Origin of the sequence: Paracoccus aminovorans, from assembly GCF_001546115.1 — a bacterium.
Classification (GTDB): domain Bacteria; phylum Pseudomonadota; class Alphaproteobacteria; order Rhodobacterales; family Rhodobacteraceae; genus Paracoccus; species Paracoccus aminovorans_B.
Genome location: NZ_KQ955209.1, coordinates 587,004 through 606,187, shown reverse-complemented (window position 1 = coordinate 606,187; position 19,184 = coordinate 587,004). Strand labels below are relative to the sequence as shown.

The 19,184-nt window shown below is 64.9% G+C and carries 18 protein-coding genes; 4 read left to right on the top strand and 14 right to left on the bottom strand.

Annotated features, from left to right (window positions below; translation table 11 throughout):
- Positions 1–29 precede the first annotated feature (29 nt).
- From ASV56_RS14750 to ASV56_RS14740, 3 genes are all read right to left on the bottom strand, one after another.
- On the bottom strand, positions 30–929 hold the full coding sequence (locus ASV56_RS14750) for a c-type cytochrome (RefSeq protein WP_062562780.1): 900 nt from the start codon (positions 927–929) through the stop codon (positions 30–32).
- Positions 926–2,266 carry a c-type cytochrome gene (locus ASV56_RS14745; protein WP_062563332.1) on the bottom strand — a complete coding sequence of 447 codons (1,341 nt, stop codon included), beginning with the start codon at positions 2,264–2,266 and terminating at the stop codon, positions 926–928. The genes ASV56_RS14750 and ASV56_RS14745 overlap by 4 nt, the downstream gene beginning before the upstream one ends.
- Positions 2,267–2,545: 279 nt before the next feature.
- Entirely contained in the window at positions 2,546–3,247 is a 702-nt protein-coding gene (locus ASV56_RS14740) for a L,D-transpeptidase (RefSeq protein WP_116221452.1), read from the bottom strand.
- A gap of 277 nt (positions 3,248–3,524) precedes the next feature.
- Here ASV56_RS14740 and ASV56_RS14735 point away from each other — a divergent pair, with 277 nt between their 5' ends.
- Positions 3,525–4,058 carry a DsbA family protein gene (locus ASV56_RS14735; RefSeq protein WP_253880059.1) on the top strand — a complete coding sequence of 178 codons (534 nt, stop codon included), beginning with the start codon at positions 3,525–3,527 and terminating at the stop codon, positions 4,056–4,058.
- A gap of 194 nt (positions 4,059–4,252) precedes the next feature.
- Here ASV56_RS14735 and acuI read toward each other — a convergent pair whose 3' ends face one another.
- From acuI to ASV56_RS14685, 10 genes are all read right to left on the bottom strand, one after another.
- Positions 4,253–5,236, bottom strand: a complete 984-nt coding sequence (gene acuI, locus ASV56_RS14730; protein WP_062562778.1) for an acrylyl-CoA reductase (NADPH) — start codon at positions 5,234–5,236, stop codon at positions 4,253–4,255.
- 22 nt (positions 5,237–5,258) lie between these two features.
- A complete protein-coding gene (locus ASV56_RS14725; protein WP_029372318.1) occupies positions 5,259–6,077 on the bottom strand; it encodes an enoyl-CoA hydratase/isomerase family protein in 819 nt (272 codons plus the stop codon).
- Between the two features lie 28 nt (positions 6,078–6,105).
- Positions 6,106–7,305 carry an MFS transporter gene (locus ASV56_RS14720; RefSeq protein WP_062562777.1) on the bottom strand — a complete coding sequence of 400 codons (1,200 nt, stop codon included), beginning with the start codon at positions 7,303–7,305 and terminating at the stop codon, positions 6,106–6,108.
- Between the two features lie 38 nt (positions 7,306–7,343).
- Positions 7,344–8,546: an ABC transporter substrate-binding protein gene (locus ASV56_RS14715; protein ID WP_010397863.1), complete on the bottom strand. Its 1,203-nt coding sequence runs from the start codon at positions 8,544–8,546 to the stop codon at positions 7,344–7,346.
- A gap of 100 nt (positions 8,547–8,646) precedes the next feature.
- Positions 8,647–9,405 carry a GntR family transcriptional regulator gene (locus ASV56_RS14710; protein WP_010397861.1) on the bottom strand — a complete coding sequence of 253 codons (759 nt, stop codon included), beginning with the start codon at positions 9,403–9,405 and terminating at the stop codon, positions 8,647–8,649.
- 2 nt (positions 9,406–9,407) lie between these two features.
- Positions 9,408–11,519, bottom strand: coding sequence for an acetate--CoA ligase family protein (locus ASV56_RS14705; RefSeq protein ID WP_010397858.1), 2,112 nt, complete (start codon positions 11,517–11,519; stop codon positions 9,408–9,410).
- 87 nt (positions 11,520–11,606) lie between these two features.
- Positions 11,607–12,314: an ABC transporter ATP-binding protein gene (locus ASV56_RS14700; protein ID WP_010397856.1), complete on the bottom strand. Its 708-nt coding sequence runs from the start codon at positions 12,312–12,314 to the stop codon at positions 11,607–11,609.
- The gene (locus tag ASV56_RS14695; RefSeq protein ID WP_010397854.1) at positions 12,311–13,066 is read right to left on the bottom strand and encodes an ABC transporter ATP-binding protein; all 756 of its coding nucleotides are present in this window, start codon (positions 13,064–13,066) and stop codon (positions 12,311–12,313) included. Before ASV56_RS14695 ends, ASV56_RS14700 begins: the two co-directional genes overlap by 4 nt.
- The gene (locus ASV56_RS14690) at positions 13,063–14,064 is read right to left on the bottom strand and encodes a branched-chain amino acid ABC transporter permease (protein ID WP_062562776.1); all 1,002 of its coding nucleotides are present in this window, start codon (positions 14,062–14,064) and stop codon (positions 13,063–13,065) included. The genes ASV56_RS14695 and ASV56_RS14690 overlap by 4 nt, the downstream gene beginning before the upstream one ends.
- Positions 14,061–14,912, bottom strand: a complete 852-nt coding sequence (locus tag ASV56_RS14685; protein WP_253880057.1) for a branched-chain amino acid ABC transporter permease — start codon at positions 14,910–14,912, stop codon at positions 14,061–14,063. Before ASV56_RS14685 ends, ASV56_RS14690 begins: the two co-directional genes overlap by 4 nt.
- Before the next feature lie 167 nt (positions 14,913–15,079).
- On the opposite strand from ASV56_RS14685, the gene ASV56_RS23655 reads away from it, so the two are divergent.
- The 3 genes from ASV56_RS23655 (at position 15,080) to ASV56_RS14675 (ending at position 18,141) form a co-directional block, all read left to right on the top strand.
- Positions 15,080–15,415, top strand: a complete 336-nt coding sequence (locus ASV56_RS23655) for a hypothetical protein (RefSeq protein ID WP_147304489.1) — start codon at positions 15,080–15,082, stop codon at positions 15,413–15,415.
- A 3-nt stretch (positions 15,416–15,418) separates the two neighbouring features.
- Positions 15,419–17,464: a recombinase family protein gene (locus ASV56_RS14680; protein ID WP_253880055.1), complete on the top strand. Its 2,046-nt coding sequence runs from the start codon at positions 15,419–15,421 to the stop codon at positions 17,462–17,464.
- A gap of 455 nt (positions 17,465–17,919) precedes the next feature.
- Positions 17,920–18,141, top strand: a complete 222-nt coding sequence (locus tag ASV56_RS14675; protein ID WP_437435923.1) for an ArsC/Spx/MgsR family protein — start codon at positions 17,920–17,922, stop codon at positions 18,139–18,141.
- A gap of 120 nt (positions 18,142–18,261) precedes the next feature.
- Here ASV56_RS14675 and ASV56_RS14670 read toward each other — a convergent pair whose 3' ends face one another.
- The gene (locus ASV56_RS14670) at positions 18,262–19,176 is read right to left on the bottom strand and encodes a LysR substrate-binding domain-containing protein (protein WP_062562773.1); all 915 of its coding nucleotides are present in this window, start codon (positions 19,174–19,176) and stop codon (positions 18,262–18,264) included.
- Positions 19,177–19,184 lie beyond the last annotated feature (8 nt).

Here is a 19,184-nt window from a genome sequence, read left to right as displayed (position 1 = left end):
GTGACGGCACTATCGTTTCTCGGTCCTGTTCAATACCGGGCGTCCCTGGGCCTCTTGCCGTTCGGCCAGTCGTTGACCTTGCCGGGGAAATCGGGGCGCGGCATGTGGGTGAAATATTCGGCCACGTCGACCGCATCCTGATCGCTCAGCACGCCGCCCTGTCCCAGTGGCCCGGTCAGGTGCATCGCCGGAGGCATGGCCCATTTCACGAATTGTGCCGCCTTGTAGGTCCGTGCCATGCCCGCGCCGATATTGAAACTTTCCTCGCCCCAAAGCGGCGGGAACAGGATATCGCCAGACTGGTCACTCATCCCCTCGCCATTCGCGCCGTGACATGCCGCGCATTTGGCCGCGTAGATGCGCTTGCCGTTTTCGGGATCGGGCACCAGAGTTTCGTCGATCGGCCCGGCATTGATGATATCGACGGTCTGGCCCTTCGGCACGTCCTGACGCAGCCAGTCCATATAGGCGATCATCGCCTTCATCTCGGGGCCTTCGGGGTCCAGCGGCTTGCCGTTCATCGAGCGCTGGAAGCAGCCGTTGATCCGCATTTCCAGATCGACCTCCTTGCCGGCACGGGGCATCACGCGCGGATAGAAGTTGACGGTGTTGATATATCCGTTCGCAGCGTCGATCTTGCCGTCGCCCAGATGGCAGGAATTGCAGTTCATCGCCGCGCCGACATTGTCGGGCAACAGCCGGGCGGTATCGGCCAGCAGGCGCTTGCCATAGAGGATCTGATCCGCATTGGGCCGGGTCAGGATGTCCTTGTCGGCGGGGACGGTATAGCGGCCGACGGCGTTCCCATCGGCATCGAGGATCGCCATCCCTTGCACCTCGGGCATGTCCGCAGGCGACCCGCGCAGGGCACCCCATCCGCCAAGCGCAAGAACCGCCATCGTGGCGATCAGCAAAACCGGCTTTTTCATTGCTTTGCCTCCGGTGCGTAATGGACGGGTTTATGGGCAAGCTCACGGCGCATGCGGGCGATGTGGCGCCCGGTCACCGCGCTGGCATGGTTGCCCCAGGAATTGCGGATGAAGCTGATCACTTCGGCCAGATCCTCATCGGACAGATGCGCAAAACCCGGCATGGCAAAGGTCATCTGGTGCGCCGGGGTCTCGGGCATGCGGCCACCGGCCATCGTGACCTGAATGAGTGAGCTTGGATCATCCGCGAAGACCATCGAATTGCCCTTGAGCGCCGGATAGATCTCTGCCGCGCCCATGCCGTCGAGGCGGTGGCATTGGGCGCAGTGCTCGACATAGGCGATCGCCCCGGGGGCCGAGAAATCGCCCGCGCGCAGGGCTTCGGTGGTTTCGTCCGGCTGCGGCTGCCAAGTCTCGCGTCCCGGCCGCGGCGGCAGCGATTTCAGATAGCGCGCGATGGCGGTCAGGTCGGCATCGGTCAGGTAATGCAGCGAATGCTGCACCACATCCGTCATCGAGCCGAAGGCCGCCGTCCGCGCGTTCCGGCCGGTCTTCAGGAAGGCGACCAGTTCATCCTCGGTCCAGGAGACCAGGCCCGTATCTTCGTTGCGCAGGTTCTTGGCATACCAGCCCTCCAGCACCGAGCCCGACAGGAACCGCCCCACCGCGTCGCTTTTCAGCGCCTTTTCCTGATAGCCCAGACCGCGCGGCGTATGGCAGGCGCCGCAATGGGCCAGTCCCTCGACCAGATAGGCACCGCGCGCGATCTGCGGATCGGTGCCCTCGGCGATCTCGAACTCGCGGGGCTGGGCGAACAGCAATTGCCACCAGCCCAAGGGCCAGCGCATCGAGGCGGGCCAGGGAATGGTCGCCGGCTGGTTCTCCTTGCGCACCGGCGCGACCGAGGACATGAAATAGGCGTAGAGCGCCTGCACATCCTCGTCCGAGACGATGCGATAGGATGCAAAAGGCATCGCCGGATAGAGGTGAACCCCATCCGGTCGCACCCCCTTGCGCACGGCCCGCTCGAAGTCGCCGTAATCATAGCTGCCGATGCCGGTCTCGGGATCGGGGGTGATGTTGGTGGCATAGATCGTGCCCATCGGGGTCTGCAGGCCAAGCCCGCCCGCAAAGGGTGCGCCGCCCGGCGCGGTATGGCAGGCGACGCAATCGCCCGCCCTGGCAAGATAGTCGCCGCGCGCGATCAGGTCGGGATCGCTGACATCGACGACCCGATCCTCCTTCGGCGCAAACCACCAGGGGCTGGTGACCGCAACGCCCCAGGCCAGAGCCAGTCCCGATATTCCGCCCAGAAGGGCAAATCTGACGAATCGCATGACTTCCTCGTCTTGGTCGATGAGGAAGCAATAGGCTTTCCCGTGGGCGGAGATGTTGATCCAGATCAATGGCTAAGGTGTTTTATTTAATTAAATCAATATATTAAAAGAATACGCGCCATCGGGGGCGAAAGCTCGCCCTGATCGCGCGGGCAGGCTGTTCGGCAAGAGGTTGCAGATATCCGAACAGCGGCTGGCGCGATTGCCATCGCATCCTTCCAGCCCCCAACCTTAAGCGAAGCTTAAGGGGCGGATCGTTACCGAACCGCCCCGCGCCCGTCAGAAGATGGTCACCTGCGTTCCCACCTCGACCAGCGGATAGAGGCGGGCGATATGCTCGTTGTAAAGCCCGTAGCAACCGCTGGACGACTTGCGGCCGATCTTGCGCGTGTCATGTGTGCCGTGGATCAGGTAGGCGGGCCACGAAAGGTAAAGCGCATAGACGCCCAGGGGGTTGTCCACGGCCCCGCCCTCGACGCGTTGCGGCAAGGTCGGGTCGCGTTCACGCATGCTGGGGGTCGGCGTCCAGGACGGACGTTCCGCCTTGCGCACGACCTCGGTCCTGCCACGTTTGGTCAACTCTTCCGAAACCGGGATAGAGGACGGGAAAACCAGATAGGTGCTTTCGTCGCCGGACCAGAAATGCAGCGCGCGCGACGCCACATCCGCCAGGATCACCCCCTTGCCGAGGGTCGGATAGAAATCACTCCAATGGTGGTTTCGGAATGAGGATATATTGCGCCGCGTGTCTTGCGCCGGGTCGATCTGATACACACCCATATCGGGAGCCTGCCCCGCGGTCGATGCGCCGTAGACGGCCTGCCCGGTGGTCGGATCGATTGCCTGCGCCGATGCGATGCGCGGCAACACCAATCCGCTCGCCAGCAATCCGCCCAGAAAGGCGCGCCTGCCGGTTCCGCCGCCGGAAGCGGCAGCATGTTCGCGCAGCCCTGACAGGCGTGGATGACAAGGTTGGTCCATGTCTCGTGCTCCAGTCGTTCATCGGGCAAATTGCCCAGCCTCGCAGATGGCCGACCAAGCTTAAGCGCAGCTTAAGAGCGCGCGGGCGCAGACGGGGCAGCCTCTTAAGGTTGGGTTAAGCCATTGCTCATATCGATCCGCGGCAGATCCGGAAAAGGACAGGTTCATGCCACAGGACAAAAGACATCACCCCGACCGCCGGCGTTTCCTGCGGACCGGCATCGCAGCCAGCGCCTTGGCGGCCAGCGGAATATCCGCGCGGGCGCAGGACAATCCGATGCCCCCGGAGCTGCGCCAGGCCCTGGAGCACGAACAGCTCGGCGCGGTCCTTGGCAACCCCTCGGGAGATGTCACGCTGACCGAGTTTTTCGACTATAATTGCCCCTACTGCCGCGCTTCGGTTGCCGACATCCACCAATTGATCTCGGAAGACCCGAATCTGCGGGTGCTGCTGAGGGAATGGCCGGTATTCGGTGCGGCTTCGCTTTACTGCGCCCGCATGTCGCTGGCCTCGTTGCGGCAGGAGAGGTTCTGGCAGTTCCACGCCGGCCTGATGAACATCGAGGGCGAGGCGGATGACAGGAGCGCCCATCGTGTCGCAGAGGCGGTCGGGCTGGACATGGACCGCCTGCGCAGGGATATGGATGATGTCGTGATCGCCCGCCAGATCGAGCATTCGTGGATCCTGGCCGAAAAGATGGGGCTGTCCGGGACGCCGACCTTCATCGCCGGGGACTTCGGCGCGTTCGGCCGGCAATCACTAAACGAGCTTCGCGCAATGATTGCAAAGGTGCGCCGCAACCGCTCGTGACTTATTGATCGGCCCCGAGCGGATCGAGCCAGCCGGCACGGTTTGGCAAGTCCAGCGATCTTACTGATCGCGGCGCACCTCGTCGACTCGATGCCGCCGTGCCGATCGTTGATCAGCCCGCGCCCGCCTCGCCGACGGCGCAATCCCTGGTCTCCTACAGCGTCATCGGCAAACGATGCCGGTGACGCTGTTGTTCAACGTTTTACGTTGACGAGCAGCCTACCCCGAACCTTTCCCTCCAGCAGTTCCGATGCCCGACCGATCACATCCGCAAGACCTATCTCGGTCGCGACCTGATCCAATGTGCCGGCATCGACTTCCTTCGCCAGCGCCTCCCAGGCCTGGGCGCGCAGCTCCATCGGGCAGAACACGCTGTCGATGCCGGCCAGCGTCACGCCGCGCAGGATGAAGGGGGCGACGGTGGCGGGAAACTCCATGCTCTCGGCCAGGCCGCAGGCTGCAACGGTGCCGCCATATTTCGTGCCCGCGCATACATTGGCCAGCGTCACGCCACCCACGGCATCGACCGCGCCAAGCCAGCGTTCGCGGCCCAGAGGCTTGCCGGGTGCCGAAAGCTCGGCCCGATCCAGGATCTCGGCTGCGCCGAGGCCGGTCAGATAGTCGGCCTCGCTGGCCTTGCCGGTCGCCGCGACGACGCGGTAGCCCCGGCCGGCGAGCAGCTTCACGGCAAAGCTGCCGACGCCGCCCGTTGCCCCGGTCACCAGAACATCGCCGTCGCCGGGCTTCACGCCATTCCTTTCAAGAGCGAGCACGCATAGCATTGCGGTAAACCCGGCCGTGCCGATGGCCATCGCTTGCCTTGTGTCCAGACCCTCGGGCAGCTTCAGCGTGCGTTCGGAGGCCACGCGCATCCGTTCGGCATAGCCGCCCCATCGCGTCTCGCCCATGCCGAAGCCGGTATGGACCACCTTGTCGCCCGGCCGGAAGGCATCGTTGCCGGACTGGACGACCGTGCCGGCGAAATCGATGCCGGGAACCATGGGAAAGCGGCGGACGACCGGGCTTTTCCCGGTCAGCGCCAGCGCGTCCTTGTAGTTCATCGTGGACCATTCGACCGCGACCGTCAGGTCGCCCTCGGGCAGCGCATCGTCGTCTAACTGCGCCAGCCTGGCGGAATATCCGCTCTCGTCCTTGTCGATCAGGATTGCGTCGAACATGGTTTCTACTCCTTCCTTGATGTCATGCGCCGGCAAAGCGCGCCTCGCGCCAGGCCAGAGCCTTGCCCAGCCCCTGGTCGCGCAGCACCTTGAGGAAACCTCGCTTGAGATCCGTCCCCTCGCCTTCCAGCAGGATATCGATATCCAGCGAGGCCCGCAGCGCCGCCTGCATCCCCATCAGCTCATAGCTGCGGTGCATCGCCTGCTTGGTGCGCCGCATCGCCATCGCGTCCAGCCGCGAGATCCGCCGGGCCAGCGCAAGGGATTCGTCCATAAGATTCCCGTCCGGCACGATGCGGTTGATCAGCCCCCAATCCAGCGCCTGTTGCGCCGAAATCGAATCCTCGCCGGTGAAGATGACACCCTTGGCGATCTTGGGCGGCACATGCCATGGCAGCAGCATGGCGACGATGCCGGCGCCGAATTTCAGCTCCGGCTCGCCGAAGACCGCGCTTTCGACCGACAGGGCGAGGTCGCAGCCCATCATCAGTTCGAACCCTCCGGCAAGGGCCGCCCCGTTGACCGCCGCGATGGTCGGGACGGACAGGTTCCAGAAGGACATGATGCCCCTGAAATCGGCCTCCAGCACCGGCTCCCATTCACCGACGCCCTGCGGCGTCGCCTCCGCCTGCGCCTTGAGGTCAAAGCCCGACGAAAACGCCTTTCCCGCACCCGTCACGATGACGGCACGAATACCGGCATCGGCAGAGATATGGCGGCAAAGCTGGTCCAGTTCGGCCAGCATATGCTGGTTCATGGCGTTCGCGCGTGTGGGCCGGTTGAAAGTGACGACGCCGATGCCCGGCTCGGGCTGGTCGTAAAGAAGTGTTTCCCATTCCATCTGAGACTCCGTCGTTGAGGTTTCGGTTTCAGCGCCGGCCATTGGCCAGCCGCAGGGCCTCGGGCAGCCGGCGCAGCCGCCCCATGGCCAGCACACCCAGCCAGGGCCCGATGGCCAGCGCAGCAAAGGCAAAGGCCCAGCCGCAGGCCGCGACGATCAGCGGCATCGACTGGATGATGATGAAGGTCAGCAGGAAACCCATGCTGGTCTGCAGCGTCAGCATGGTGCCGACCAGTTCGGGCTCGGACAATTCAGCGACACTCGCCGAGAACTGTGCCGAATCCGCAATCACGCTGATGCCCCAGATCAAGGCGACCGCGATCACGACGCCCGCCCCCAGAGCCGGCGTCAGGCCGATCAGCAGCGCGCAGGATCCGCTGACCGCCATGGCCGCCATGGTGACGGTGGTGCGGCCGAAACGGTCGGCCAGCACGCCCGCGACGACGCAGCCGAGCGCGCCGGTGGCGATCACCGCGAAGGTGACGAGCCCGGATTGCGCCGCCAGCGGGCTTCCCGCCCTCGTCAGCGCCCATTCGAGGAAAACGCCGATCCACGCCCACATGGCATAAAGCTCCCACATGTGGCCGAGGTAGCCGGCATTCGCCAGCAGCACGGGCTTCTGCAGAAGCGCCCGCCGCGCCTCGGAAAAGCGGAAGCGGGCGGCGCGGCGCAGGTATGGCCCGAGGTCGGAGAACAGGATCGCCCCGGCCGCTGAGGTCGCGCAGAGACTGGAGACGAGGATCGTCGTGCGCCAGTCCAGCCCGACCATCGCATTGAACAGATGCGGCAGCGACGAGCCCAGCGTCAGCGCGCCCACCAGCACGCCGATCATCAACCCCATACCCTTCTGCGACCAGCCCGCCGCCATCTTCATGCCGACTGGATAGACCCCGGCCAGCGTCATGCCGGTCAGGAAGCGCAGCATCACCGTCGCCGCATTGTCGAAGCCGGTGACCAGAAGCAGCAGGTTGGCCAAGGCCCCGCACAAGGCCGAGGCAGCGAAGAGCCGCCTCGGGTCAAAACGATCGGCCATACCGGTCAGCGCACTGAGCAGGGTCCCGGCGACGAAGCCAAGCTGCACCGCGCCGGTCAACAGGCCCGCCTGCTGGCCCGAGAGTGTGCCATCCGCCACCAGCGCCACCGCTGCCGCCGTGGCCGAGAACCACAGCGTCATTGCCGCGACCTGACAGAACAGGATCAATCCGATGGAGCGGGCTTTATCGGTCATGGCAGCTCTTCCCTGTCAAAGCGTGGCAGGCAAAGGGATCAGAAGCCCTTGCACCCGGTTTCCTCGGGCAGAAGGTTGATCTGGTCCCAAGTCATCGGGGTCACGGGCTTCCAGCCGATGGAGGCGCCATGCCGGGGCGGATCCACCGCCACCGCCTCAGCAACGAAGGTGCCCTGCATGCCTTGATGATCCTCGGCACGGATGTCGATCGGTCCCACGACGGTTTCCGCCACCGTGTCTTCGAGCGCCTTGATGATCGCATCGGTCGAGATCTCGTCCGCCGCCTCCAGCGCGGCGAGAACGAATTGCATCCCCGCATAGGCCTGAATCGCCTGATAGCCCGGCACGATGCCGTATTCGTCGTGATAGGCCTTGACCAGTTCCGCGATCTGCGGGTTCTCGTCCTCCTGCATCCAGGAAGCGGTCAGCCCGTTCGCGATCATGCCGACGCCGTTCTTGCCAAGCGCCTGCAGCATCGTGTCGGGAATGCCGGCCGGGGTCATGATCGGAAAGTCCAGCCCGTAGCCGCGCGCCTGATTGACGAAGGCGGTCAGGTCGTCCCCCACGGCGAGCGCCAGATAGATACCGTCCGCATCACTGGACTGGATCTGCGCAATGGCGCTGGACCAATCCGCCGTGCCGACGGGGCGGCCGGCCTCGCCGGCGATCTGGATGCCGGGGATATGCGCGAATTCGGCCTTATTCGACAGGCCGTAGGCATAGTCGTGATAGACCACGAACCATTTCCGTCCGATCATGTCGGGCCGCTCGGCGAACATCGCCGCGCTGGCCTTGGCCGTATTGCCGTCATGGGGCACGGTGCGGAACATGAAGCGGCTGCACTGTTCGCCAGTGATCGGTACCGCCTGAGCGTTGGTGGTGATGATCGGCACGTTGAGGCGTGGCGCCTGGGCGTTGATGCCCAGCGTGACCGCGCTGCTTGCTCCGCCCAACAGCAGCGAGACCTTGTCCTCCAGCACCAGCTTTTGCGCCTTGCGCAGCCCATTCGCGGGATTGCCGCCGGTGTCCTCGACGATCAGCCTGACCGGCTCGCCCTTGACGGTGGCACCCTTCGCAGCCAGCAGGAAGCCATTGCGCATGTCATTGCCGAGGGGCGCCAACACCCCGGTGGTGGGCACGAAGACCCCGATGGCGACCTCGGCCGTCGCCGGGCCGCCCGACAGCACCGCGCAAGCCGCAAGAGCACACACCGCCATCCCGCTGAACCGAAACTTTCCCATTTTCTCCTCCACTCTCGCAATGCGGGCATAAGATACCTCCCGGCGCCCCCTCCCCGAGGCGCCGACGACCGGGTTCGTTCCCGCGTTGTGAACCCGTTGATTATGCTCCGGCCGAACGTCGCTCCTTTTCGAGCCGCTCGTGTATGGCCAGATCGCCTACGGTGATATCGGCCATCAGCTTTCGCACGGCCTGACGCGCCCGGACGGGATCGCCCGCGCGGATCGCCTCGCTGATCGCCTGCCAGTTGCCGGCCCAGGTCAGGCGTTCGGCCTCGTCCTGGAACAGGCGTCGCGTCAGCGGTAGGGTCTGCCGGCCCAGCGAGAACAGGATCGAGCGCGCGATCTCGTTTCCGGCCGCCTCGGCGACATACATGCTGAGTTGATAGACGATGGCGATGAACTCCTCCTCATCACCAGCCTTGTTGGCCGCCAGAAGGCTTCTGGTTCCTTCGTCCACAATCGACTGAACCTCGGGGTCCCGACGTTCGGCAAGTTCCTCGGCGCATATGCCCATCAATGCCGCGCGCACATTGAAGATGTCACGCAACCGCGCGGCGGTCAGCCGGGTGACGCTGGCGCCGCGGCGCGAGGCCATGGTCACCAGCCCCTCACGCTCCAGAATCCGTAGCGCTTCCCTGATCGGACCGCGACTGACCTCGAACCGTTCGGCCAATGCGCTTTCCTGCAATCTCTGACCCGGCTCGAACTCGCCGTTGATGATCAATGCCATGATCCGGGCGCTGAGTTGCTCGGGCAGGGTTTGCATACCCTCGGCCGGATCGGTCCGGAATGTCCTGGCCAGATCGACATGAGTGCCGAATGTCGGGGTTTGTGGATTGCTGGAAGCGCGATTGGTCAATTCTACATCCCTTTGCCGTGAACCAGTCTTGCCTGAGCACGAACGGCCCGTGATGTCGATTGATACACCGAAATTCCTTGTTTCAGGAACTTCACGCGCTGGTCGCGGACGAAATCGTCCTGGTACTTGTCGCCCGAACTGCGCAATGCCAGCGACATCGCCGCGCCGTCAGGACGCGCACGGGCAATGGAATCGCAGATCCGTTCCAGGGCGACCAGACCGGCCTCGTCGCTGTCCATGAAATCGAGCACCCAGCCCATCTCCACGAAGACCACCACCCGGTCGATGACCGGCGACACCTTCAGCAGGTTGATGATTTCCTCAAAGATGTAGCGCTCGCCGTCGCGCAGGCCCCAGACCGGGATGTCGATGGGATTGGCGACGCTGGTGCCGGGAATACCGAAGCGCCTCAGCCCTTCCTCGGTGGCCGGGTCGAGCGCAGGCACCACCAGCCCCGCCCGCGCCGCCGCATCCGAGGCGGTGACGCTGACCCCGCCGCCCGAGCCGAAGATCGCCAGCCGCGCGCCCGGTCCCCGCCCATGCGCGGTCAGCGCCAGCAGCGTGTCCATCAGGTCGTCCACATTCGAGACCTGGATGACCCCGGACTGCGCCAGCGCCGCGGCCCACAACAGGCTGTCGGTCGCCATCGCCGCCGTGTGGCTGGAGGCCGCGACCTGACCCTGCTCGGTCTGGGCCCCGCGCAGGATTACCACCGGCTTCTCCAGCGCCGCCGCCGCGCGGAAGAACAGCCCCGGATCACGCAGGGATTCCATGTAGAAGGCGATGATCTTCGTCTCGGGATCCTGCGCGGCCTGCAGCAGCAGATCGACCATGTCCACGTCCGAGCAGTTGCCGCAGGACAAGGCCCGCCCAAGCGGCAGACCCCAGACCTGCGCCCTGCGCACCACGTCGCCGGCAAAGGTGCCGCTTTGCGAGAAGAAAGTGATGCCGCCGCCCTCGGTCGGGTTGTAGCGCGCCGCCCCGATCGCCATGCGCGAGCTGGCCGAAAAGGTGCCGATGCAGTTCGGCCCGACCATGCGCATCGCCCCGTCCGCGACCTGTTCCAGCATCCGGCATTCCAGGTCGGCGCTGTCGCTGGAAAACTCGGCGAAGCCCGCCGTCAGCACCTGCGCCAGCTTGACCCCCTTGGCGCGGCATTCGGCCAGCACGTCGGGCACGCGATGGCTGGCGACGGCGACCAGCGCGCGGTCGATCCCGTCCGGCGCATCGGTGATCGTCGGATAGGCCTTGAGGCCGCAGATCTCGTCGGCGCTGGGGTGGATCGGATAGATCGGGCCGGTGAAGCCGAAATCGACCAGGTTGCGGATCATGTGATGGCCCAACTTGTCGGGCGAGGTCGAGGCGCCAACGAAAGCGATGGCCTTGGGATTGAACAGCGCCCCCATCCCGGACAGCTTGGCACGGCGGGCGTCAAGCGCGGCGGCGGTCTCGGCCGCGCCGCGCGGAGTGGCGGCAGGGCGTTCGCCGCCCGCCACCGCATCGACCGCGACCGCGCGGGCGCCGGAAAGGATGATCGGGTTGATGTCAAGCTCGGCGATGTCCTCGTTCAGCAGCATGCCCTCCGGCCCGCCCACCGCCATCAGGCAGCGGACCAGCGCGACACGGCCGACCGCATCCTCGGCCGCGAAGGGGGCCGGGAAGGCCGCATCGATCATCGACCGGGCCTCCGTCTCCGTCAGCGGCGCAAGCGCGGCAACAGGCTTACCGCGTTGCTCTACCCCGCTGCCGCCGGCGCCGAACAGCACTACCGGCCCGTAATCCGGATCGATCCGCCCGCCGATGAAGACTTCAAGCCCCGCCGACACCATTTCCTCGACCAGCACGCCGTCGATGCGCGCCGAAGGGTACGAGGCCCTGCAGGCGTCCATGATCGACCGCCAGGCATCCGCCGCCCCTTCCGCCGTGACCGACAGGCGGACACCGCCAGCATCGACCTTGTGGACGATATCGGCCGAGACGACCTTCAGCGCGCAGGGCGCGCCGATCCGCGCGACGATGGCATGCGCCTCCTCCGGCGAGGCCGCCAGTTCCGGCAGCGTGGTCTCGATCCCGTAGCGCGCCAGAAGTTCCTTGGATTCGATTTCGGTTTTCATCTCGTTCCTGAATATTGTTCCGTGAAGCGCAGCCGTGCCCGATGGCGGCAGCCGCCGTTTCAACCCGTTTATATTTGCCCGTGCGGATCACTCGACCGTCAGCATCCGCTCCAGCCCTTCCCGATCCGCCAGCGCCTCATCGCGCGTGTAGCTGCGGCTGATCTGGCCGTTCTCGACAATGTGGAAGGCATCCCCGACCGAAAGCGCCAGCGGGATGCTCTGTTCGACCAGGATGACCCCGATGCCGCGCTTGCGCGCCTCTTCGATGGATTGGGCGATGGCGCCGACATAGCTGGGCGACAGGCCCTCGGTCGGCTCGTCCAGCATCATGTAGGCCGGGTTGGCCAGCATGGCGCGGGCCACGACCAGCATCTGCTGCTCGCCGCCGCTCATCGTGCCGGCCTTCTGGCCCATCCGCTCGCCCAGGCGGGGAAAGATCTCGACCGCCTCGGCAATGGTGAAGTCCTGCCCCGATCCGGTCGGCCGGCGCGCGACTTCCAGGTTTTCCTCGACCGTCAGATTGGCAAAGACCTTGCGATCCTCGGGCACCAGCGTCACCCCCATCTGGGCGCGGCGAAAGGTCGGGCCGGTCACTTCCCGGCCGTTCAGGGTGATCCGGCCCTCGGTCCGGTCAACCAGCCCCATGGTGGCGCGCAGCGTCGTGGTCTTGCCCATGCCGTTCAGGCCCAGAAGGCAGGTCACCGAAGCGGCCGGCACGTCGAAGCTGAGCCCGTGCAGGATCTGGCTGACGCCATAGAAAGCCGACAGGTTGTCGTAGCGAAGCACGGCGTTCATTCCGCGAAACTCCCATGCAGATAGGCTTGACGGACGGCCTCGTTGCCGCGGATTTCCTCGGGCGGGGCATCGGCGATGACGGTGCCGTGCTGCATGACGGTGATCCGGTCGGACAGCCGCATGATCATGCCCACGTCATGCTCGACCACGATGATGGTCAGGCCCATGGTATCGCGCAGCAGGGTGATCAGCGAGGCGATGGTCTCGCGGTCGCCGCGCGACATGCCGGCCAGTGGTTCGTCCATCAGGATCAGCCGCGGCTTCAGCGCAAGGCCGATGGCGATGTCCAGCGCGCGCTGATAGCCATGCGCCAGCATTCCGGCCTTCGCATCCTCGCGCCCGCGCAGCCCGACGCTGGCAAGGATACCCCGCGCCTCGTCGGCGTCCTCGTCCTCGTGCTGGTGCGACTGCCATAGCGCGGCAGAGCGCCCTTCGCGCGACCGGATCGCCAGCATGACGTTCTCCAGCACCGGCAGGTCCATGAAGATGCTGGTGCGCTGGAACGTGCGGGCAACCCCGCCGCGCGCCAGCCGCTCGGGCGGCCAGCCGGTGATGTCCTGCCCTTCGAACAGGACGGTGCCGGACATGGGACGGATCGAGCCGGTGATGAGGTTGAACAACGTGGTCTTGCCCGCGCCATTCGGCCCGATGATCGAGTGGATCGATCCCCGCTGCACCCGCAGGTTCACCCCGTTCACCGCCTTCAACCCACCGAAATGCTTGGTCAGTTCACTGACTTCCAGGATGATCATTGCGCGGTCCTCCGTCCCGACTTACGGGCCGACAGGCGTTCGGCGATCCGCGCCGCGCCACCGAACAGCCCGCCCGGCGCGACGATGACGATCAGCACGAAAAGCGCGCCGAAATAGATCAGCCAGGCATCGGTAAAGGTGCTGACGTAATGTTCGGCCAGCGTGAAGACCACCGCACCGATCACCGGGCCGAAGATGGTGCCGACGCCGCCGAGGACGACATACATCAGCACCTTGCCCGACTCGAGCCAGTGCAGCAGATCGGGCGAGGTAGCACCGTTGAACAGCACGAACAAAACACCGGCAAGAGAGGCGAGCCCGGCCGAGATAACATAGGACATCAGCTTCAGCTTGTTGACGTTCATGCCGATGAAGCGTGCCCGCTCACCGTTCTCACGGATGGCCAGCCAGGCCCGGCCGAGCGGCGAGCGGCGCAGATGCAACGCCCCCGCCAGCGCTAGCAGCAGCGCAACCAGCAGAATTGCATACCAGGTGGTCGGGCTGACGATCTGCATCCCGAGGAACGTGGCCATGGGAATGCCCTGCAGCCCGTCCTCGCCCCCGGTGATGTCGGAGAAGACGAAGACGATGGCAAACATGATCTGGCTGAGCGCAAGGGTCAGGATGGCGAAGGTCTTGCCGATCTGGCGCACCAGAACCGCCCCGATGACCCCGGCAACCAGGACCGTGGCTGCCAGCGTCAGCAGGCTCAGCACGACAATGTCGGAACTGGCGCTTTTCGACAGCAGCCCCGCGACGTATGAGCCGAAGCCGAACCAGGCGGCATGTCCGAAAGACAGCAATCCGGTATTGCCGGTCAGCATGTCTAGGCTGAGCGCGAGGATTGCCGCGATCAGGGCATGCGATGCCAGCATCAGCAGAAACGGCTGGCCCGCACTCGCAAAAGGCAGGACGATGCCGGCCAGCGCGACGATGGCCAAGCCGATCAGCCCGCCCCGGCTGCGCGTGCGGCGCTCTGATAGGGTTGCTCCGGTCATTCCGTTCTCCCTTCGCCGAAAAATCCGCGCGGCCAGTTGATCAGCATCGCCATGACCATGATGAACAGCAGCATCAGCGCCAACTGGCCGCCGAAATAGCCCTCGCCGAAGACAAGGATCAGGCCGACGACGTAGGCGGCGACCACCGCCCCACGCAAGCTGCCGAGACCACCGAGAATGACCGTCATGAAGGCCAGGATCAGGATCTTGTCGCCGACCACCGCATGGGCGGTGAAGATCGGCGCGGCCGCGACTCCGGACGCAGCGGCCAGTGCTGCGCTGACCCCCACGACCGAGTGCATCAGCCGCTCGCGGTCGATGCCGATACATGCGCCCATTTCGGGGTCGTCGTTGGCGGCGCGCACGCGCAAGCCCCATTTCGAGTTCTTCAGGAACAGGATCAGCGCAACCGTCAGTGCCACCGCCAAGATCGAGACGAAGATGCGGTAGGCCGGCAGGCTGATGCCACCCATCGAGATCACGCCGCCCAAGACCTGGGGGATGGGCATGATCTGGACATTGCGACCGCCAAGTTCATAGAGAATCCCGGTGATGAGCAGCGCCAGGCCGAAGGTCAGAAGCAGGCTGTCCACCATCGGACGATCGCGGATCCGGGCAAGGATCGCCCAGTCGATCAGCACGCCGATCAGTCCCACCCCCACCGGCGCGACGACCAGCGCGAGGCCGAACGGAACGCCAGATGCGACCAGCCAGACGCCGGCCATGGCTCCGGCGCTGAACAAAGCGCCATGAGCAAAATTTACGATACGGCCAACACCGTAGATCAAGGTCAGCCCAAGGCTGAACAAGAGCAGTACCGAGCCCAGAACGATACCGTTCAGGACCAACGATAGTGCAAGCATTTTCGGCTCCTCCCTCCGAATGCTCCGCTGATTCGAAGGGTGCGGATTCTTTGTCTTAATGTCAACAATCTTAAAGTTGACATTAGTAATGGACGCCATCGTTAGAGCTCTCTGGAGGTGTTAGCAAAAACGTGCTTCTGGAGGGTCTGAAGTTGTCCGATTTCTACCCCTGTCTATCCCCCGCTACGCCATCCGGCAGAAGCGCCTTCCCTGAAGCCTCGATCCCTGCTTCGCTCAAGGAAACGCAACTGAAGCGGGGTGTCGGGATGGCCGCACCAGTTCCACAGAAGCTGATCGTCGAGGTTGTTTCGCCCGGTCGGAAGCCAGCCTCCGGCCAAGCAGCCAAGCAAGCGGTGCGCGCATTGGCGCAGATCATCGGCCGTCAGATCGCCAGGGAGCAGTTCAGGAACCAGCAGGAGACGTCTCCCGAACCCCGCGACCGGGAAGCTCGGCGCGCCCAGCGAGCTCCTGATCTGAAAGAACCATGATCCTTGCCATTCACGGAAAACTTCGCGCACAGCAGTGGCAAGGAGCGCACCGCCGCCTTCAGCAACCGACAATTACTTCTGGACATGCGGCACGGATCGCAGCCAGTATTGAAGCGACGACCTGCGGAGCCGCGCTCGACGCCTATTTCCGCAGGTCCAGTACGGGACCCGCGACGGGTGTTTTACCAGATCAGGAGCCTCCGCCGCGGAATTGCGGTGCGACTTGGCTTCATGACCAGCCCGGTAGCCGGGCACAGAACACCAACGCGGCGGCAGGTGCCGCCATCGTCGCAGATCGCATCCGGGAGCCCAGCCATGACCCGCATTGCCCTTTACGCCCGCTATTCCTCCGACCAGCAGCGCGAGGCCTCGATCGAGGACCAGTTCCGCATCTGCCGCGACCGGGCGAAGAAGGAAGGCTGGCGGATCGTCGACATGTATCAGGACGCGGGCATCTCCGGCTCCAGCATGATCCTGCGCCCCGGCATCCAGTCGTTGCTGCAGGACGCGCAGGCGGGTCGCTTCGACATGGTGCTGGCCGAAGCGCTGGACCGGATCAGCCGCGACCAGGCCGATGTCGCGACCCTGTTCAAACATCTGCAATTCGCCGGGGTGCCGATCTTTACCCTCGCCGAAGGCGAGATCAGCGAGTTACATGTCGGGCTCAAAGGCACGATGAATGCACTGTTCCTGAAGGATCTCGCCGCCAAGACTCATCGCGGGCTGCGCGGCCGGGTCGAGGACGGCAAATCCGGCGGCGGCATCTCCTTCGGCTACCGGGTGGTCAAGCAACTCGATGCCCGCGGCGACCCGATCCGCGGCGACCGCGAGATCGAACCGCGGGAAGCCGAGATCGTTCGCCGTATCTTCCGGGACTTCGCCGCCGGCATCGGCCCCAAGACCATCGCCAAGACCCTGAACGACGAAGGCGTCCCCGGCCCCGGCGGCAAGCCCTGGGGCGACACCACCATTCGCGGCCACGTCAAGCGCGGCACTGGGCTGGTCAACAACGAGATCTATATCGGCCGCCTGGTCTGGAACCGCATGCGCTACGTCAAGGATCCGCGCACCGGCAAGCGGGTCTCGCGCATGAACCCGGAATCCGAATGGGTGATCACCGAGGTGCCCGAGTTGCGCATCGTAGATCAAGAACTCTGGAACGCGGTGAAGACCCGGCAGGCAGAGATCGCCGAAAAGTATGTCAACGTCACCGAGGCGGTTCGCAGGCACCATCGCGACAACCGGCTCAACGCAACGCATCGCCCAAAATCGCTGCTGTCGGGGCTGGTGTTCTGCGGCTGCTGTGGCGGCCCCTACGCGCTGCGCGGCGCCGGCCGCTTCGCCTGCTCGAACCATATCAGCAAGGGCACCTGCGCCAACAAGGTGACCATCCGCCAGCAGGAACTGGAAAGCCGCGTACTGGCCGGCATCCAGACGAAACTGATGGCCCCGGAAATCGCCGCCGACGCGATGAAGGCCTATGCCGAGGAGATGAACCGGCTCAACCGCGAGCGCCGCAGCAGCGGCAATGCCTGGCGCAGCGACCTGGCCAAGGTCGAGAAGGACATTCGCGGCGTTATCGAGGCCATCAAGGCCGGCATGTTCCATCCGAGCATGAAGGGCGAGATGGACAAGCTGGAGGCGCGCAAGGCCGAGTTGACCGAGCTGCTCGACAACACTCCGCAGGACACGCCGGACATCCTGCCGGCGGCGGCGCAGATCTACGCCCGACGGGTCGCCGAACTGAGCGAAGCCCTGAACCACCCCGAGACCCGAGCCGAATCCGCCGACCAGCTCCGCGTATTGATCGAGAAGATCGTCCTCACGCCGGGACCGAAGCGCGGCGAAGTTTTCGCCCGCCTGCATGGCGATCTGGCGACGATCCTGGAATGGGTGGCGCGTCAGGACAGACAGACCGGCACGAAAAGCAAAACTCCCGGCGGGAACCGCTCGGGAGTGTTGGTTTCAGTGGTTGCGGGGGCGCGATTCCAGAAATACTTGCCTTTGCATCAAGGCGGCTGGCAGCCGGCAGGATCCCTGGCCGCATGAGCATTACTTGTGGGAAATACTACCCCAAGATCGCACCCGAAACACCCCGGCGACCGGATTCGCGATATAGCGGGCATCAGCACTATCCCTGGATCGGCTTCGCTTGATCCAGCCGGCCCACCGTAGATGACGGCACAGATGAGAACCTCCCGCGCGCCATCGTCAACCTTGAAGACAACCACGCCCTCGCGCAGCCAGCCCTCCGCGAGCCGGGTTTAGCGAGCACAGTCCGCCTTCGGTTCATGGGTCAGGCGCAGGGCCGGAGAGGTGAGCGAGCCAAGGGTGGCGGCTCCGGGTCGCGTCTACGGGGACAGGATGTTGAGGATCATATCGGCGAATGGACGCCCTGCCAGGCCTTTGCCGCCTTGCCGATCGGCACCCTGGATCGCGCAAGCCTCGTCTCCAGGCTGCACGAGATCGGACTCTCCGCAGGCGCAAGCGGAGCAGCGGACGGCATGGATGTCGTGATCTATCACAACCCGGATTGCGGCACCTCGCACAACGTGCTGGCCATAATCCGCAAAGCCGGGATGGGGCCGCATGTGGTGGAATATCTCAAGACGCCCTCGCGCGCGATGCTGGAGCAACTGATCGCCCACATGGGCATCACGCTGCGCGCGTTGCTGCGCCAGAAGGGCACGCCCTATGGCGAACTCGGGCTGGACGGCCCGCCCTGACCGATGCGGCACTGATCGACGCGATGATGATGGCGCATCCGGTGCTGATCAACCGCCGCCGGCGATCCGCTGCTCACGCCATTGACGCCGGACCTTTTCCGGCGCGGCGGGCTCTGCCGGCTATCTCTCGCCCAGCCCGATCGCCGCCAGATCCTCAGCCATCCTGCCTGCGAGCCATTCGCAGATCTGCGGAACCACCGGCGGCAAAGGCTTCGACCGGGGTGCGATCAGCGAGTGATCGCGGCCCGTGCGCAACCTCTTGTCCGACGCTTCGACCATCCTTCCCTCGCGCAATGCGCGCGAGACGACGCTGATCCAGCCAAGCGCGATACCCTCGCCCCGCTCGGCCGCCTGCAAGACCACGGAGTAGTCGGAAAAGCTGTGCCACTGTCCCGACCGGGCGAAGCCAGGGCCCAGCAGCTTTTGCCAATGGACCCCGTGCGCGTCATCAAGGTTCAGAAAGACATGGCCTGACGGATCGTTCTTCAACGGTCCCCGCTCGGTCAGATAGTCGGGGCTGCAGACGGGCAGGATGACCTCGGGCGCGAAGGACCAGACATGGTAGCGCGGGTCATCGTCGCGCACGATTCGGGTGGCGATGTCTGCATGGGCGGGTGGCTCGCCCAGCATTCCCTGGGCCAGATCCAAGCGCAACTCGATGCCAGGAAAGGCGGCTTTGAAGCTGCCCAGCCGGGGCAGCAGCCAGTGGGTCGCAAAGGAACTGGAAAAGGACAATGTCACCCTGGTCCGGGCAAAGCGGTCCTGCGCCTCTGCAACGGCCGCGGCGATGCCGGCAAAACCTTGGGAGACGGCGTCGAAGATGCGCTGCCCGTCTGCGGTCAAGGCAACGCCCGTCGGGCTGCGGTCGAACAGGCGCAGGCCCAACTCGGCTTCAAGCTGGGCGATGGCACGGCTGATCGCCGGTTGGGTTACGTTGAATTCGCGCGCAGCGGCCGAGAAGCTGCCGGTGCGCGCGGCGGCTTCGAAAACGAACAGCGCGCGCGTGGCTGCGCCCAGTCGGAGCGGAGAGGTCATGCCTGCAG

Excerpts from the sequence above, each read along its gene's own strand:
- ASV56_RS14750 (WP_062562780.1), bottom strand. The coding sequence starts at position 929 with ATGAAAAAGCCGGTTTTGCTGATCGCCACGATGGCGGTTCTTGCGCTT.
- ASV56_RS14745 (WP_062563332.1), bottom strand. The coding sequence starts at position 2,266 with ATGCGATTCGTCAGATTTGCCCTTCTGGGCGGAATATCGGGACTGGCT.
- ASV56_RS14740 (WP_116221452.1), bottom strand. The coding sequence starts at position 3,247 with ATGGACCAACCTTGTCATCCACGCCTGTCAGGGCTGCGCGAACATGCT.
- ASV56_RS14735 (WP_253880059.1), top strand. The coding sequence starts at position 3,525 with ATGCCCCCGGAGCTGCGCCAGGCCCTGGAGCACGAACAGCTCGGCGCG.
- acuI (WP_062562778.1), bottom strand. The coding sequence starts at position 5,236 with ATGTTCGACGCAATCCTGATCGACAAGGACGAGAGCGGATATTCCGCC.
- ASV56_RS14725 (WP_029372318.1), bottom strand. The coding sequence starts at position 6,077 with ATGGAATGGGAAACACTTCTTTACGACCAGCCCGAGCCGGGCATCGGC.
- ASV56_RS14720 (WP_062562777.1), bottom strand. The coding sequence starts at position 7,305 with ATGACCGATAAAGCCCGCTCCATCGGATTGATCCTGTTCTGTCAGGTC.
- ASV56_RS14715 (WP_010397863.1), bottom strand. The coding sequence starts at position 8,546 with ATGGGAAAGTTTCGGTTCAGCGGGATGGCGGTGTGTGCTCTTGCGGCT.
- ASV56_RS14705 (WP_010397858.1), bottom strand. The coding sequence starts at position 11,519 with ATGAAAACCGAAATCGAATCCAAGGAACTTCTGGCGCGCTACGGGATC.
- ASV56_RS14700 (WP_010397856.1), bottom strand. The coding sequence starts at position 12,314 with ATGAACGCCGTGCTTCGCTACGACAACCTGTCGGCTTTCTATGGCGTC.
- ASV56_RS14695 (WP_010397854.1), bottom strand. The coding sequence starts at position 13,066 with ATGATCATCCTGGAAGTCAGTGAACTGACCAAGCATTTCGGTGGGTTG.
- ASV56_RS14690 (WP_062562776.1), bottom strand. The coding sequence starts at position 14,064 with ATGACCGGAGCAACCCTATCAGAGCGCCGCACGCGCAGCCGGGGCGGG.
- ASV56_RS14675 (WP_437435923.1), top strand. The coding sequence starts at position 17,920 with ATGGATGTCGTGATCTATCACAACCCGGATTGCGGCACCTCGCACAAC.
- ASV56_RS14670 (WP_062562773.1), bottom strand. The coding sequence starts at position 19,176 with ATGACCTCTCCGCTCCGACTGGGCGCAGCCACGCGCGCGCTGTTCGTT.